Source organism: Enterococcus saigonensis (assembly GCF_011397115.1).
In the GTDB taxonomy this organism is placed as follows: Bacteria; Bacillota; Bacilli; order Lactobacillales; family Enterococcaceae; genus Enterococcus_C; species Enterococcus_C saigonensis.
The window spans coordinates 1,783,597-1,796,741 of sequence record NZ_AP022822.1 but is presented as its reverse complement, the minus strand read 5'-3'; the positions used below and the strand labels follow the sequence as shown (position 1 = coordinate 1,796,741).

Here is a 13,145-nt window from a genome sequence, read left to right as displayed (position 1 = left end):
ATTACGTGTACTAGTATAAGCAGTACACTTTTGAAAAGCAAGTATTTTTGAATTTCTTTGTTACAATAAAAGAAAAAATATGATAAGGAGAGTAAAAATGAAAAGATGTGAGTGGGCAAATAAAGGAAATCAAGCAATGAAGGAATATCATGATACAGTCTGGGGAGTAGCTGAATATAACGATCAGCGCTTATTTCGTAAATTAATTTTGGATATAAATCAAGCTGGGCTAAGTTGGCAAACCATTTTGAACAAAAGTGATGCTTTTGAGGTGGCTTATGAAAGTTTCAACATTGAAAAAGTAGCAAATTTTGATGAAAAAAAAGTAACAGAACTACTTGAGAATGCGGGAATTATTCGAAATCGACTAAAAATAAATGCGGCAATTATAAATGCCAAATGTGTTTTAGAAATTCAACATGAGTGGGGAAGTTTTTCGAATTATTTGTGGCATTTTGTAGAAGGGAAGCCGATAGTCCATCATTTCAATAAGAGCGAGGAGATACCAACACGTACAGAATTATCAGATGAAATTACGAAAGATTTGAAAAAACGCGGGTTTAAATTTGTTGGGAGTACAATTATTTATGCTTTTTTACAAGCAATTGGAATTGTGAATGATCACTTAGTCACGTGTTTTCGTTATGAAGAAGTACAAAACAAAACAAAAAACCAACAAAGAAAATAAGTGATTTTCTTTGTTGGGTCGTTTAAAAATTATGCTGTTAATTTATTGAAAAATACAATATATTTGTCCACAATTAATTGGAAGAATTTTTCTGTATCTTCTACAATCGTCCCATCTTCTTTCACAAGATTGTGAATGCCACCGATATAAGCTTCTGGCTGTTGCAAGGTTGGCATATCTAAAAAGACAAGTGATTGCCGTAAATGATGGTTAGCGCCAAAACCTCCGACACCACCAGGAGAAGCGGTAACAACAAGTGCTGGTTTACCACCCCAAACACTAGAACCCATGGGACGAGAACCCACATCCAAAGCATTTTTTAAAGCGGCTGGCACAGACCGATTATACTCTGGGGAGAAAAAGAAAATCCCGTCAACTGCAGCAACTTCTGTTCGTAGTCGCTTCCAACTCTCTGGCATAGCATCATTTTCTAAATCCTCATTGTAAAAAGGCAAATCTGAAATTTCGATAAACTTTGCTTCAAAACCAGCGGGCAATAATTTAGCAAAATCTTTTGCAACTGCTAAATTGTAAGAATCTTTTCTTAGACTACCAACGATAAAACCAATTGTTTTCATAGTTAATTTTCCTCCTATAGTGTTGATTTCGTTGCTAAATATTTTTATTACATTAATCATAACAAGAAAAGCAGTCAAAAAACAAAAGATAAGCTTTATAAAAAAACGATTGCTTTTTTATAAAAAGTTATTGAAAACGGTTTGATAACTCTTTTAAAAATTTTTATTTTACCTGTAAAGAAAAAACTCTTTACACCACTCGAAAAAACTGTTAAACTACCTCTTGTGATTAAATTATATGGAGGTGGAATTGTAATGGCAGTAAAAATCCGTTTAAAACGTATGGGTTCTAAAAAGAAACCTTTTTACCGTATCGTAGTAGCAGACTCTCGTTCTCCTCGTGATGGACGTTTCATCGAAACTGTGGGTACTTACAATCCTTTGATTGACCCAGCAGAAGTAACAATCAAAGAAGATTTAGTACTTGATTGGTTGCAAAAAGGTGCACAACCTTCTGATACTGTTCGTAACATCCTTTCAAAACAAGGCGTTATGAAAAAACACCACGAAGCAAAATATACGAAATAAGGTGACGAATGATGACTGATTTAACTGATTTAGTCTTGACGATTGTTCGTCCGTTAGTTACTCAGCCTGATCTTGTTAAACTTCATGTTGAAGAGTCAGCTGACTTTTATGAGTATAATTTGAGTGTGGCACCAGAAGATATCGGTCGTATTATTGGCAAACAAGGTCGAGTGGCAAAAGCGATTCGGACAATTGTTTATGGCGTACGTACTGAAGGTACCAAAAAAGTTCGTCTGAATATTTTAGACGGCAAGTAAATAAAGGAAAAGGCAGTTCCGCTACGGAACTGCTTTTTTTCATACTCAAGACGGAGGACAAAAAATCTTTTCTGATAGATAATAAAAGAAAAATTAGGAGGGAAAAAAGATGACAGAATGGCTTGTAATTTTAGCAATTATTATTATCTTATTTATTATTTTTAAATTAGGTTCCTTTTTATGGCGACTGTTAGGCTTAGCCATGGCAATCTTTTTGGTTTGGATTTTTAAGGCGGATATTGCCAACTGGTTTAACCAAACGGTGACTCAAATTAATGCCAATGGTATTGAATCCGTTTTAAATAGTGGTGTAGACTTCGTTAAAGAATCGTTTCATAGTATTAGCAGCTGGGTTTCAAACCAGATTGGCTAATATATAAGTCGTATTGATTGTCAATTTTCCTCAAATTGAGTACGCTTAATTTTAATCAATATTTGCATTTTTATTGGTTGAAATCGCTCAAAAATTTATGTCTTAAATTTGGAGGATTAAAAATGAAGAAGGTAATTCTATTGGGAGCTTTGCTTTTAACACTTACAGCTTGTGGTCAAAACACACCAACGACCAGTACTGATGAAAATAAGAGTAATGCCCAAACTAATACAACAACGACAACAGCTAAAAATTCTCAAACGAATGGGAAATCAAGTGAAAACACTCAAAACACTACGAAATCAAGTGCAAGTGAAAAAAAAGTTGACGCGTTAGCTGAATTAAAAAAAGAAAATCCTAAGACGTTGTTACCAACTGACATTCCACGAGATGAAAATCGTGCTTTAAACATTGCGATGGACAAGAAAAAGGATAGTTTGGCGATTTTGTATTATATCATGGATACACCGCTAGTTTTAAATGATCAATCTTTAAACCAGCAAACGCCTTTTGCTCGTTATAAAATGGAGCAGTTTACAAGTAAAGATGCAGCAGCAAAAGCAGTTAACTACCAATTTGATGGTGGGGGACATAAAGTTGAATTGGGGCATAACATTACTGCCTATAGTCAAGGTGCAGCAGGTTCAACTTATTTAAACTGGAAAGAAGGAAACTGGTCGATCCTACTACGTTCAAGCAATATTGAAGGGCAAGATGGCACAGCTTTAGCGAAAGAAGTGGTGAATTATTTAGAAGAAGCTTTGTTGCCGGCGCCAAAAAACCTCGGACAAATTACCATTGATATGACAAAAAGTGGTTATGAAAGTAATCAGGTGGTGTGGCAAGCAGGCAAAACCGTGTATACTGTCGCCCATGAAGATACAATTCCTGCTTTAAAGATGGCAGTTTCTATGAATAAGTAAACTAAAAAGCAAACGTTATTGCTCGACAAATGAAATTAATATCACGAAGAAGAAATTTTTTGAGGTATCTATTCATTTGTGGAGCTATTGTTTTGCATACTGGATCTGAATGAACTGTACTGAATTTGAGCGCATTCATGTGCTACTTTTTTAGATAGAAGAAAATGGTATAATAGAAAGTAACTTCCAGAAGGTTGTGAATAATGGTAGTTAAAAAAAGTGGTGAGATAAAATGAAAATTTATCGTGAATTAAATCTTTTAGAAGATAAAAAAGTGATCAAAAAAATGAACATAGCTGCTTTAATACTCATGGCAATCTGTTATGGTGTGTTATTGTTGCCGCCATTTAACCAGAATATTTTTCAAAGCAGCCCATTTCCAGTTGAACTTGGTGCAATTGTGATTAGTTTTTTAGCAATTATCGTTATTCATGAAGGCATACATGGCATTTTTTTCAAAATTTTTAATTTAAAAGGTAAAGTGAAATTTGGCTTTAAAAACGGTATGGCGTATGCTACAAGTCCAGGTACAATGTATGCAAAATGGGAATTTTTTATTATTAGTTGTGCGCCTTTTGTAATACTTACGGCAGTACTATTAATAATTATGGATAACTGGCCCTACACATGGTTGCGTTTATTAATTGCAGCCCACGGAGGAGCGTGTGCGGGCGATTTTTATTGGTGTTATTTGCTTATAACGACTCCTAAAAATTTATTGGTAGAAGATACAGAAGTCGGCTTAACCTTTCACAAGGTAGGCTAGAAAACCAGCAACAACCGTGATAAAATAAATCAGAAATTCTACCTAAGAGAAAGAGGCTATTAAATGGAATATTTAAATGTAGGAAAAATTGTCAATACTCATGGCATTCGCGGCGAAGTTCGTGTGATTTCATTAACGGATTTTCCCGAAGAACGATATCAAAAGGGAGCAAATTTAATTTTATTTAAAGAGGGAATGGCACCTTTAAAATTGACGATAGCAAGTCATCGGCGCCATAAGAATTTTGATTTATTAACTTTTGAAGGTTATCCTAATATTAATGATGTTCAAAATTTTCGTGATGGTATTTTAAAGGTAGACAAAGAGGATGTAGTACAATTAGATGAAGATGAATATTATTATCATCAAATTATTGGTTTAAACGTTTTGGATGAAAATGAGCAAGAGATTGGCAAAATCAAGGAGATTTTATCGCCTGGTGCAAATGATGTCTGGGTGGTACAACGTAAAGGTAAAAAGGATGCATTAATTCCTTACATCACCTCAGTAGTTAAAAGGGTTGATTTAGCAAATGGGGTAGTAAATGTCGAACTACCAGAAGGGTTGATTGACGATGAGGATTGATGTTTTAACACTATTTCCGAAGATGTTTGAAGGGCCAATGGGCGAATCAATTATTGGTAAAGCACGGGATAAGAACTTATTGGAAATTAATATCTCTAATTTTCGTGATTTTGCGGATAACAAGCACAAAACTGTGGACGATTATCCTTACGGTGGTGGCGCGGGAATGCTATTAAAAGTCCAACCGATTTACGATAATTTAAAAGCGATTGAAGCAAAAGCGCCCACTGTTAAGAAAAGAGTGATTTTGCTAGATCCAGCGGGGAAAAAGTTTGATCAAAGTATAGCAGAAGAATTTGCACAAGAAGAGCATTTAGTCTTTATTTGTGGACACTATGAAGGTTATGATGAGCGAATTAGAAGTTTGGTAACTGACGAAATCTCATTAGGGGACTACGTTTTGACCGGAGGCGAGTTAGGCGCGATGGTCATGATTGACGCTACAGTTCGTTTGTTACCAGATGTTTTAGGTAATGAAACCTCGGCTCAAACAGATTCGCATTCCACGGGATTATTAGAGCATCCGCAATATACTCGCCCAGCCGAATTTGCCGGTATGAAAGTGCCAGAAGTTTTGATGAATGGTAATCATAAATTGATTGAATCTTGGCAATTAAAAGAATCATTGCGGCGTACGTATTTACGTCGTCCAGATATGTTAATTAAATTTCCATTAACAAAAGAAATGGAAAAAATGTTAGCTGAAATTAAGCAAGAAGAAAAAAAGTGACCGTACCAAAATTTATTCCGTATGGTTAAGTAACATGTCTTGTTAATCAGTGGTGGTTGTAAAGTTATTACAATTACACTGTTAGCAAGCTTTTTTTGTTTGAAAATTAATCTCTATCACTTGAATTTGATGGAATTTTGTTTTTAAGTTTAAATTTTAAAAAAGATTCATCTCTTGGTACAATTAAAAGAGATAATTCTGTATCAGGAGGTCTTTTATGGCAAAAAATGGTGTGTTAAATAATGAGGAGCTTTATGAAAAAGTTTCTACTAGTATCAACATAAAAAAAGAAAATTTTGTTATTTTAATTTGTGCTATTTTTATTGCCTCAATTGGATTAAATATGAATTCGCAACCAATTTTAATTGGTGCAATGCTTATTTCTCCATTAATGGCCCCCGTGCAAGGATTAGGGTTAGGTTTAGGTGTTTTTGATAGTCAACTTACTATTCGAGCATTACGTTTATTAATTTTAGAAGCATTATTTGCAATTATGACAGCGCTTTTGTACTTTTGGCTTTCACCTTTAACGTATGCAAGTAGTGAAATTTTATCACGGACACAGCCAACGATTTGGGACGCAATTATTGCTATTTTAGGTGGAACAGCGGGGATGATTGGTGCCAGACAAAAAGAAGCAAACAATATCGTACCAGGCGTTGCAATTGCAACAGCTTTAATGCCACCGTTGTGTGTGATGGGATATAGTATTTATACGCAAGATTGGTCGATGTTTTTTGGAGCAGGGTATTTGTTTTTAGTCAACGTTGCTTTTATTATAATTGCAACCTTTATTGTTGTCCGAGTCTTACATTTGGATTTTCGGATGCAGGTAGACACTAAAATGGAAAGACGCCGCCACTATTTGATGATAGGGGCAGCCGTTTTAATTGCGACTCCCAGTTTTATTTCAGCAGGAAATTTAATTCAGACAGAAATGTCGCAACAAAGAGCCAACCGCTTTGTCACGGAAGCTATGGCAGATTATTATGTTTTAAATCAAAATATCGATGGGCATCGACAGCAGCTTACTCTTGATTTATTAGGAAATAAACCTGTTGGTGTAGAATTAGAAGATTTAGTTAATAAACTTGGTGACTATCATTTAGAAAATTTTCAATTGATCATTAATCAAGTGGCAAACAACGAAATCATTGAGATGCAAGACATTGACCGCTATATCGATAAGAAATTACAAAGTCAATACACAGCTGCCCCTTTTACTATGCCAACAGAAAAAGTATCCTTAGACAAAACACTAAGTGAAATTAAACGACAACTTTTTCTTGTTTACGGGAGCCAGATAAAAAAAATTAGTACAGATATATTAAGTAAGAATAAAAAGAAGACAGGACAGGTGATAGTGACGCTTACTCAAGATGTGACGAAGAAACAGCAAGAACAAATAAAAGTATCTTTAGATGAATTCATTACACATACAGACTATGTCATCCAAGGAACTATAAAAAAATCGCAATGACAAGAAAATCTTCTTTACATCGTGATTTAATCTGTGGTAGTATGTTTTAGTGAGTGTTTCACTCAACTATTACGATAATCCGCTGGGGCAAACTACTCTATGATTGTTTGGAAATAAGGAGAATGATAAAAATGAATCCATTGATTCAAGAACTAACTCAAGAACAACTACGTACTGATATTCCTGCTTTTCGTCCTGGGGACACTGTTCGTGTTCACGCGAAAGTTGTCGAAGGTACAAGAGAACGTATCCAGTTATTTGAAGGTGTTGTAATCAAACGCCGCGGTGCTGGTATCAGTGAAACTTACACTGTACGTAAAGTATCAAATGGCGTTGGCGTTGAACGTACTTTCCCATTGCATACACCACGTGTTGCTAAAATCGAAGTAGTTCGCTACGGTAAAGTTCGTCGTGCAAAATTGTACTACTTGCGTGCTTTACACGGGAAAGCTGCTCGTATCAAAGAAATTCGTCGTTAATTATTATTCGACAAAGCAAAAGTCCTTGGAATTCCAAGGGCTTTTTTGTATTTCAAGAGGTATTTTTAAAGCTGGTCGATATTCCTTTAAGCAATAGCTATTAAAAAAATGTCTATTAGATCGAATATCCTCTAAAAAGCATAAAGTTGTAAGCTTTCATTTCAAATTATTTTTTTAATAAACTAAATACAAGTATCACCTTAATGGCTAACATATGTATTAAATATTCATTCGTAGTAGTAAAGCTATAAAACTTTAAAACCATATTAATTTTCTACAATCCTAGTAATTTTTATAAAGCGATTAATGTGAAAAAACCAACCTTTATCTCATGAAAAGAGATAATAAAAGCCTGATTTAAAACGAAAGAGCCTTTAATAGACTATTAATTTTTAATTACCATTTAAAAAAGTAGCATTTTGCTCAAAAATCTCTCAGTTAATTATTCTTGAATTTTGTAGATGAAAAGAATAAACTAATCTCTGTGAATTTTCAGAAAAATTTCTTTATTTTAAAAAATGAAGCAAAAGGAGCTTTTTTATGGAAGAGAAAACATTTTTGGGGCAACCACGCGGTCTAGCGACTTTGTTCTTTACCGAAATGTGGGAACGGTTTAGCTACTATGGGATGCGAGCAATTTTACTTTACTATATGTATGATACTGTTGTAAACGGAGGTTTAGGTCTACCCAAATCGACTGCAGTAGCGATTATGTCAATTTATGGTTCGTTAGTCTATATGTCAAGCATTGTAGGAGGGTGGATTTCAGATCGGCTGTTGGGCTCGCATAAAACAGTATTTTATGGCGGGATTTTTATTATGTTTGGCCATATTGTTTTAGCAACGCCCTTTGGTTTAGCAGCACTTTTTATTTCCATGATTTTAATTGTTATTGGAACAGGAATGTTAAAATCAAATGTTTCGGGCATGGTAGGACATTTGTATTCCAAAGAAGATTTACGAAGAGATACAGCGTTTTCTATTTTTTATATGGGAATTAATATAGGAAGTTTGATTGCACCAATTGTTGTAGGAACATTAGGGCAAAAAGTTAATTATCATTTAGGTTTTTCGATTGCCGCTGTTGGTATGTTTTTTGGATTAGTGCAATACCGTCTTCAAGGTCGTAAAACTTTAGCCAAAATCGGTGTTGAGGTGGCCAATCCGTTAGTTGGTGCTGAACGAACAAAATTCTTTCGTAATCTTCTTATAGCTGTAGTTATAGTAGTTGCCCTTTTTGGAGGAGCTTTTGTATTCAATCGTTTAGATGTTGATTTCTTTATTAACAGCATTAGTGTACTAGGAATTTTATTGCCGATTTATTACTTTACGACGATGTTACGTTCCAAAGATGTTACACCCGATGAAAAGAAAAAAGTTTTGGCATATATTCCATTATTTTTATCTGCCATTGTGTTTTGGTCCTTAGAAGAGCAAGGATCTTCTATTTTAGCACTTTTTGCAGCTGACCGTACCCAGTCGACTATCCTAGGAATAACGATTCCGGCCAGTTTGTATCAAACGTTAAATCCCTTGTTTGTTGTACTGCTAACACCAGTTTTTGTCGCCTTATGGACAAAGTTGGGTAAAAAACAACCCACAACAGAAGTGAAATTTGCGATTGGTTTGATTTTAGCAGGACTTTCTTTTGTATTATTAATGTTTCCAAGTCTAATTTTTGGGGTAAACGATAAAGTAAGCCCGATGTGGTTGGTGGGGAGCTTCTTTATTATGATTGCCGGTGAGATGTGTCTTTCACCCGTAGGTTTGTCAGTGACAACGAAATTGGCTCCAAAAGCCTTTGAAGCACAGACGTTAGCAATTTGGTTATTGGCAGATGCTTCTTCACAAGCAATTAATGCACAAATAACGCGTTTTTACTCTCCAAGTACAGAAGGTAGCTACTTTGCAATTGTTGGTGGGATTGCAGTTGTGGTTGGGCTTATCCTTTATGCTGCTAAAAAACCGATTCGTCGTTTGATTGGTAATATTCATTAATAGTAAAAAACACGTTGCTGATTATAAATCGGCAACGTGTTTTTTTTTATAGAATAATAGATAATCTTGCTGTCATTTTTATAGAGAATATTTTGAGTGGTGTAATAAAAAAGGAAGCAGAAAAATTAAGTTTAAAAATTGGAAATAAGTGGATAATACTCTTCTGATATAAGATCAAAATTGGGCTTATTCTCCTTTAACTTACGAATATCAAAAAAACATCTTAAGAAATTCTTAATATTTTTACCTGTTTTTTTATCGATTAAAAATTACGTCTGAGTTAAAGAAAAAGATATTTAACAATCGTTTTAATAATTTCTTAATACTTTGATGAATGGCAGTTTAATAAGGATAAATGTCTTATTTTTATTTTAAATTGTTTCGTTTGTTTCATTTAGCTTCAATATTTTTTTGTTTTTTTATTATTATAAGAGCTTTTTTTAGATACACTTTGTTTAATGTTTTTTTCAGAAAATGCTATGATTTTTATAGATATTAATCAAAAGCAAGCGTTTAAATAAAATTTGAAAGGAGTGTGGATTATGGGCTTTATATGGTCGTTAATTGTTGGTGGTGTAATTGGAGCAATTGCTGGAGCAATTACAAATAAAGGATCCTCCATGGGATTAATCTTAAATGTTTTAGCAGGTTTGATTGGTTCATCCATTGGCCAAGCATTATTTGGTACTTGGGGACCAGTAATTGGAGGTATGGCAATTTTTCCATCATTAATTGGTGCGGTTATTTTAGTTGCGGTAGTGTCATTTTTCGTTGGTAAAAAAGCAGCTTAGAAGAAGGAAGTGATAGTATGCGGAAAAGTACAAAAGTTGTTTTACTTTTAGTTGTCTTTTTCTTATTCTTTCCTCTTTTTCACACATTGATTACAACTCAATTTGTGGCAGGCTGGTCTTTTATGTTACGCCCTTTTACAACGTATCCACTTATTGGTGATGGGATGGCGCAATTCTTATTTTGGTCAGCAGCAGGTTTGTTAATTTTGCTGATTATTAGTATTTTCGTGATTATTTTCTTCCCGAAAGTGAGTAATGAGTTGGAAATTAATAGTGAAAATGGGACGTTGACAATTCAAAAAAAAGCCGTAGAAAGCTATGTATTGACAGCAGTCAAAGAAGAACCTTTCATTGCCAATCCATCAGTTAAAGCGGTAATTAAGAAAAAGAAAATTAAAATCTACGTTAGTGGCCAAATGCGCAAAGTTTTCCAGACAACACAAAGGCAAGCTGCGCTGGCAGATAAAATCAAAAATGACTTAAACCAGTTATTTGGTGCCAAACAGGAAATCGTAACGGATGTCGTTTTTAAAGATTTTCGTGAACAAAAACACGAAAATGATGAACCAAGAGTTCTATAGGAGGGGTTACAATGAAAGAATTTGTCGCACAATATAAATATCCTTTGATTTGCGGAGCCCTTGGTTTATTGCTAGCTATCTTAATTCTTACGATTGGCATTTTAAAGACATTATTGTTAGTAATATTCACAGCTATTGGTTTATATTTGGGTTTTTATCTGCAATCTATTGGTTTTTTTGAGCAATTTCGCTCGAGACGGTAAAAAGTTAAGTGATGGAAGTGATTAAACCGTAAGTTCGGTTAACAAATATTTAGGAGGAATTTAATATGGAAAACAAAACACCCGGAATGAAACCAGAAACAAAACCAGTACCACCAACACCACCAGTAAAAAAATCTGAGGGAATTAAAGGTGAGTTGACTTTTGATGACAAAGTTGTTGAAAAAATCATCGGTATTGCACTTGATGAAATTAGTGGTTTATTAACAGTTGATGGTGGTTTCTTCTCCAATATAGCTGGCAAATTAGTAAATACAGATAACCCAACTTCTGGCATTGACGTTGAAGTTGGTAAAAAACAAGTAGCAGTTGATCTTTCTATTGTAGCGGAATACGGCAAAGATATTACTTCAATTTACGATCAAATTAAAGAAGTAATTGCTCGCGAAGTGAAAAATATGACAGGATTAGATGTGATTGAAGTAAACGTAGATGTAGTTGATGTAAAAACAAAAGAACAGCATGAAAAAGATTCCGTGACTGTGCAAGACCAACTATCTGATGCAGCTTCTGCTACAGGAGAATTTGCCTCAAAACAAACTGAAAAAGCGAAGAATGCTTTAGGAAAAGCTGGCGATAAAGTCAGTGAAGGTGCACAAGATGTGAAAGAAAATGTGCAAGAAGCTAGAGAACCACGGGTAGAGTAAGCTTATTCTTATCCAAATAAAACCCAGGAACTAAGCAGTATTTATTCTGCTTAGTTCCTGGGTTTTTGTCTAAAAAATAGTGGAATGAACGCTTTTTATGTTATTTGTGATAGATTAGGTTTTTGTTTGTTTTGCCTAACGACTTAGCGTAACATAAAAGAAAAAAGGTGGGATGAAATGGCAGGGGAAACAGAAAACATATTGGCAAAATTTGTACGAGAAATCATTAATAATGTGCAAGACCCTAATGAGTTAAGTGGTAAAATTGGCATGTCAGTTATCTTGTTATTTCTGTTGATCGTTTTAGAAAGGCTCTTTTATAAGTTTTGGAAAAAGGTCATTGAAAATGTCAAAATATTAAATATCGTTGCTAAAATTACAGACTTTATCATACGATTTTTCTTTTTAGTCAGTTTGACGTGTCTATGGTTGAATGCGTTAGATACTTTTGTAATTGGACTAATATTTATGGTTATCCTTCTTTCTTTAGCTGTTAAGGGATTAATTAGTAATCTAGCAGGTTGGTTTTTAATTGTGAATAAGCATCACTTTAGAATATATGATCGAATTGAAATTGGAGACGTGAAAGGGGAAGTTATTTCAGTAGGAATATTATACTTTACATTAATGGAAATTGGACATTGGTTTGAATCTGAAGCACCTACTGGGCGTACGGTCAAAATTCCAAATAGTAAAATTTTGACAGAAGCTGTTTATAATTATAACGCTATGACTCCTTTTATTTGGAAAGAAATTAGTTATACGGTGGCTTTTGAAAGTAATTGGCAACGGGCACAAGAAATCATAGCAGAAATTCTTTTGTCTTATTATGTAGATTTTGAAAAAGAATATTTAACAGATCTGCAGTACAAAAAAGTCGTTTTAAAGCAATTGCAATTGTTTGATGGGAATTTAAAGCCCATTTCAATTGTGACTGTGACAGAATCAGGCATTGTATTGAAAACACGGTATGTTGTCTATTATACAAAAGGGACACAAGTCGCAACAAAATTACATCAAAAAATATTGAAAAGTTTTCGGGATGAAGATCTACAGATGGCGAGTAAAAGAATTTATTTTACTCAAGGAGAAAATAAAAATGATTAAACCAATGATTACTATAAAAGATTTAGAGAAGATTGACATACGCGTGGGGAAGATAATAAAAGTTCTCGAGATTGCAGAGTCAGACAAATTAGTAAGGTTAGAGGTAGATTTTGGCGAATTTCAACGAACTATTTTAGTCGGAATGAAACAAGAAAGAAAAAATCCACAGGCAGAAATTGCAGGGTTACAAGCTTTATTTGTCGTTAATTTAGCACCCAAGACATTGTTTGGTATTGAATCGCAGGGAATGTTTTTTGATATTGGTTATGCAAATAAAAATCACACCGGTTTTGGCAATACCTGAAAAAGAAGTTCCAAATGGGACGCGTGTAGGTTAAATCTATTGGTATCATGAAATAAGCGCTTGAATTACCAACTATCCATTAGGATGTGGGAATTCAAGCGCTTTGTCT

General features: G+C 34.3%; 18 protein-coding genes. 17 read left to right on the top strand and 1 reads right to left on the bottom strand.

Going from position 1 to position 13,145, the window contains the following annotated elements:
• Nucleotides 1–97: 97 nt before the first annotated feature.
• Nucleotides 98–688 (top strand): DNA-3-methyladenine glycosylase I, encoded by a 591-nt coding sequence (locus EsVE80_RS08490; RefSeq protein ID WP_173103325.1) that lies wholly within the window; start codon nt 98–100, stop codon nt 686–688.
• 29 nt (nt 689–717) lie between these two features.
• On the opposite strand, the gene EsVE80_RS08485 is transcribed toward EsVE80_RS08490, so the two are convergent.
• The gene (locus EsVE80_RS08485; protein WP_173103324.1) at nt 718–1,266 is read right to left on the bottom strand and encodes an NADPH-dependent FMN reductase; all 549 of its coding nucleotides are present in this window, start codon (nt 1,264–1,266) and stop codon (nt 718–720) included.
• A gap of 255 nt (nt 1,267–1,521) precedes the next feature.
• On the opposite strand from EsVE80_RS08485, the gene rpsP reads away from it, so the two are divergent.
• The 16 genes from rpsP (at nt 1,522) to EsVE80_RS08405 (ending at nt 13,036) form a co-directional block, all read left to right on the top strand.
• Nucleotides 1,522–1,794 (top strand): 30S ribosomal protein S16, encoded by a 273-nt coding sequence (rpsP, locus tag EsVE80_RS08480; protein WP_016171544.1) that lies wholly within the window; start codon nt 1,522–1,524, stop codon nt 1,792–1,794.
• A gap of 11 nt (nt 1,795–1,805) precedes the next feature.
• On the top strand, nt 1,806–2,051 hold the full coding sequence (locus tag EsVE80_RS08475) for a KH domain-containing protein (RefSeq protein ID WP_173103323.1): 246 nt from the start codon (nt 1,806–1,808) through the stop codon (nt 2,049–2,051).
• Between the two features lie 109 nt (nt 2,052–2,160).
• On the top strand, nt 2,161–2,424 hold the full coding sequence (locus EsVE80_RS08470; RefSeq protein ID WP_173103322.1) for a hypothetical protein: 264 nt from the start codon (nt 2,161–2,163) through the stop codon (nt 2,422–2,424).
• 122 nt (nt 2,425–2,546) lie between these two features.
• Entirely contained in the window at nt 2,547–3,347 is an 801-nt protein-coding gene (locus tag EsVE80_RS08465; protein WP_173103321.1) for a hypothetical protein, read from the top strand.
• A 232-nt stretch (nt 3,348–3,579) separates the two neighbouring features.
• Nucleotides 3,580–4,113 carry a DUF3267 domain-containing protein gene (locus EsVE80_RS08460; RefSeq protein ID WP_173103320.1) on the top strand — a complete coding sequence of 178 codons (534 nt, stop codon included), beginning with the start codon at nt 3,580–3,582 and terminating at the stop codon, nt 4,111–4,113.
• 63 nt (nt 4,114–4,176) lie between these two features.
• Complete coding sequence (gene rimM / locus EsVE80_RS08455; RefSeq protein WP_173103319.1) at nt 4,177–4,698, top strand: ribosome maturation factor RimM; 522 nt, start codon at nt 4,177–4,179, stop codon at nt 4,696–4,698.
• On the top strand, nt 4,688–5,428 hold the full coding sequence (gene trmD / locus EsVE80_RS08450; RefSeq protein WP_173104168.1) for a tRNA (guanosine(37)-N1)-methyltransferase TrmD: 741 nt from the start codon (nt 4,688–4,690) through the stop codon (nt 5,426–5,428). The genes rimM and trmD overlap by 11 nt, the downstream gene beginning before the upstream one ends.
• Nucleotides 5,429–5,645: 217 nt before the next feature.
• On the top strand, nt 5,646–6,908 hold the full coding sequence (locus EsVE80_RS08445; protein ID WP_173103318.1) for a TIGR00341 family protein: 1,263 nt from the start codon (nt 5,646–5,648) through the stop codon (nt 6,906–6,908).
• Nucleotides 6,909–7,039: 131 nt separating this feature from the next.
• On the top strand, nt 7,040–7,387 hold the full coding sequence (rplS, locus tag EsVE80_RS08440) for a 50S ribosomal protein L19 (RefSeq protein WP_071864872.1): 348 nt from the start codon (nt 7,040–7,042) through the stop codon (nt 7,385–7,387).
• A gap of 540 nt (nt 7,388–7,927) precedes the next feature.
• The gene (locus tag EsVE80_RS08435) at nt 7,928–9,385 is read left to right on the top strand and encodes a peptide MFS transporter (protein ID WP_173103317.1); all 1,458 of its coding nucleotides are present in this window, start codon (nt 7,928–7,930) and stop codon (nt 9,383–9,385) included.
• A 542-nt stretch (nt 9,386–9,927) separates the two neighbouring features.
• A complete protein-coding gene (locus EsVE80_RS08430) occupies nt 9,928–10,176 on the top strand; it encodes a GlsB/YeaQ/YmgE family stress response membrane protein (protein WP_173103316.1) in 249 nt (82 codons plus the stop codon).
• Nucleotides 10,177–10,193: 17 nt separating this feature from the next.
• Nucleotides 10,194–10,757: an alkaline shock response membrane anchor protein AmaP gene (gene amaP / locus EsVE80_RS08425; RefSeq protein WP_173103315.1), complete on the top strand. Its 564-nt coding sequence runs from the start codon at nt 10,194–10,196 to the stop codon at nt 10,755–10,757.
• Nucleotides 10,758–10,768: 11 nt separating this feature from the next.
• The gene (locus tag EsVE80_RS08420; protein ID WP_173103314.1) at nt 10,769–10,960 is read left to right on the top strand and encodes a DUF2273 domain-containing protein; all 192 of its coding nucleotides are present in this window, start codon (nt 10,769–10,771) and stop codon (nt 10,958–10,960) included.
• Between the two features lie 65 nt (nt 10,961–11,025).
• A complete protein-coding gene (locus EsVE80_RS08415) occupies nt 11,026–11,625 on the top strand; it encodes an Asp23/Gls24 family envelope stress response protein (RefSeq protein ID WP_408639859.1) in 600 nt (199 codons plus the stop codon).
• Nucleotides 11,626–11,802: 177 nt separating this feature from the next.
• Nucleotides 11,803–12,732 carry a mechanosensitive ion channel family protein gene (locus EsVE80_RS08410; RefSeq protein WP_173103313.1) on the top strand — a complete coding sequence of 310 codons (930 nt, stop codon included), beginning with the start codon at nt 11,803–11,805 and terminating at the stop codon, nt 12,730–12,732.
• The gene (locus EsVE80_RS08405; protein WP_232061160.1) at nt 12,725–13,036 is read left to right on the top strand and encodes a tRNA-binding protein; all 312 of its coding nucleotides are present in this window, start codon (nt 12,725–12,727) and stop codon (nt 13,034–13,036) included. The genes EsVE80_RS08410 and EsVE80_RS08405 overlap by 8 nt, the downstream gene beginning before the upstream one ends.
• Nucleotides 13,037–13,145: the final 109 nt, after the last annotated feature.

Bases quoted from the DNA above. Each gene is read 5' to 3' on its own strand.
- EsVE80_RS08420 (WP_173103314.1), top strand. From the start codon at position 10,769: ATGAAAGAATTTGTCGCACAATATAAATATCCTTTGATTTGCGGAGCC.
- trmD (WP_173104168.1), top strand. From the start codon at position 4,688: ATGAGGATTGATGTTTTAACACTATTTCCGAAGATGTTTGAAGGGCCA.
- EsVE80_RS08430 (WP_173103316.1), top strand. From the start codon at position 9,928: ATGGGCTTTATATGGTCGTTAATTGTTGGTGGTGTAATTGGAGCAATT.
- EsVE80_RS08465 (WP_173103321.1), top strand. From the start codon at position 2,547: ATGAAGAAGGTAATTCTATTGGGAGCTTTGCTTTTAACACTTACAGCT.
- EsVE80_RS08470 (WP_173103322.1), top strand. From the start codon at position 2,161: ATGACAGAATGGCTTGTAATTTTAGCAATTATTATTATCTTATTTATT.
- EsVE80_RS08435 (WP_173103317.1), top strand. From the start codon at position 7,928: ATGGAAGAGAAAACATTTTTGGGGCAACCACGCGGTCTAGCGACTTTG.
- EsVE80_RS08410 (WP_173103313.1), top strand. From the start codon at position 11,803: ATGGCAGGGGAAACAGAAAACATATTGGCAAAATTTGTACGAGAAATC.
- EsVE80_RS08415 (WP_408639859.1), top strand. From the start codon at position 11,026: ATGGAAAACAAAACACCCGGAATGAAACCAGAAACAAAACCAGTACCA.
- rpsP (WP_016171544.1), top strand. From the start codon at position 1,522: ATGGCAGTAAAAATCCGTTTAAAACGTATGGGTTCTAAAAAGAAACCT.
- EsVE80_RS08490 (WP_173103325.1), top strand. From the start codon at position 98: ATGAAAAGATGTGAGTGGGCAAATAAAGGAAATCAAGCAATGAAGGAA.
- amaP (WP_173103315.1), top strand. From the start codon at position 10,194: ATGCGGAAAAGTACAAAAGTTGTTTTACTTTTAGTTGTCTTTTTCTTA.
- rplS (WP_071864872.1), top strand. From the start codon at position 7,040: ATGAATCCATTGATTCAAGAACTAACTCAAGAACAACTACGTACTGAT.
- EsVE80_RS08445 (WP_173103318.1), top strand. From the start codon at position 5,646: ATGGCAAAAAATGGTGTGTTAAATAATGAGGAGCTTTATGAAAAAGTT.
- rimM (WP_173103319.1), top strand. From the start codon at position 4,177: ATGGAATATTTAAATGTAGGAAAAATTGTCAATACTCATGGCATTCGC.
- EsVE80_RS08475 (WP_173103323.1), top strand. From the start codon at position 1,806: ATGACTGATTTAACTGATTTAGTCTTGACGATTGTTCGTCCGTTAGTT.
- EsVE80_RS08485 (WP_173103324.1), bottom strand. From the start codon at position 1,266: ATGAAAACAATTGGTTTTATCGTTGGTAGTCTAAGAAAAGATTCTTAC.
- EsVE80_RS08460 (WP_173103320.1), top strand. From the start codon at position 3,580: ATGAAAATTTATCGTGAATTAAATCTTTTAGAAGATAAAAAAGTGATC.
- EsVE80_RS08405 (WP_232061160.1), top strand. From the start codon at position 12,725: ATGATTAAACCAATGATTACTATAAAAGATTTAGAGAAGATTGACATA.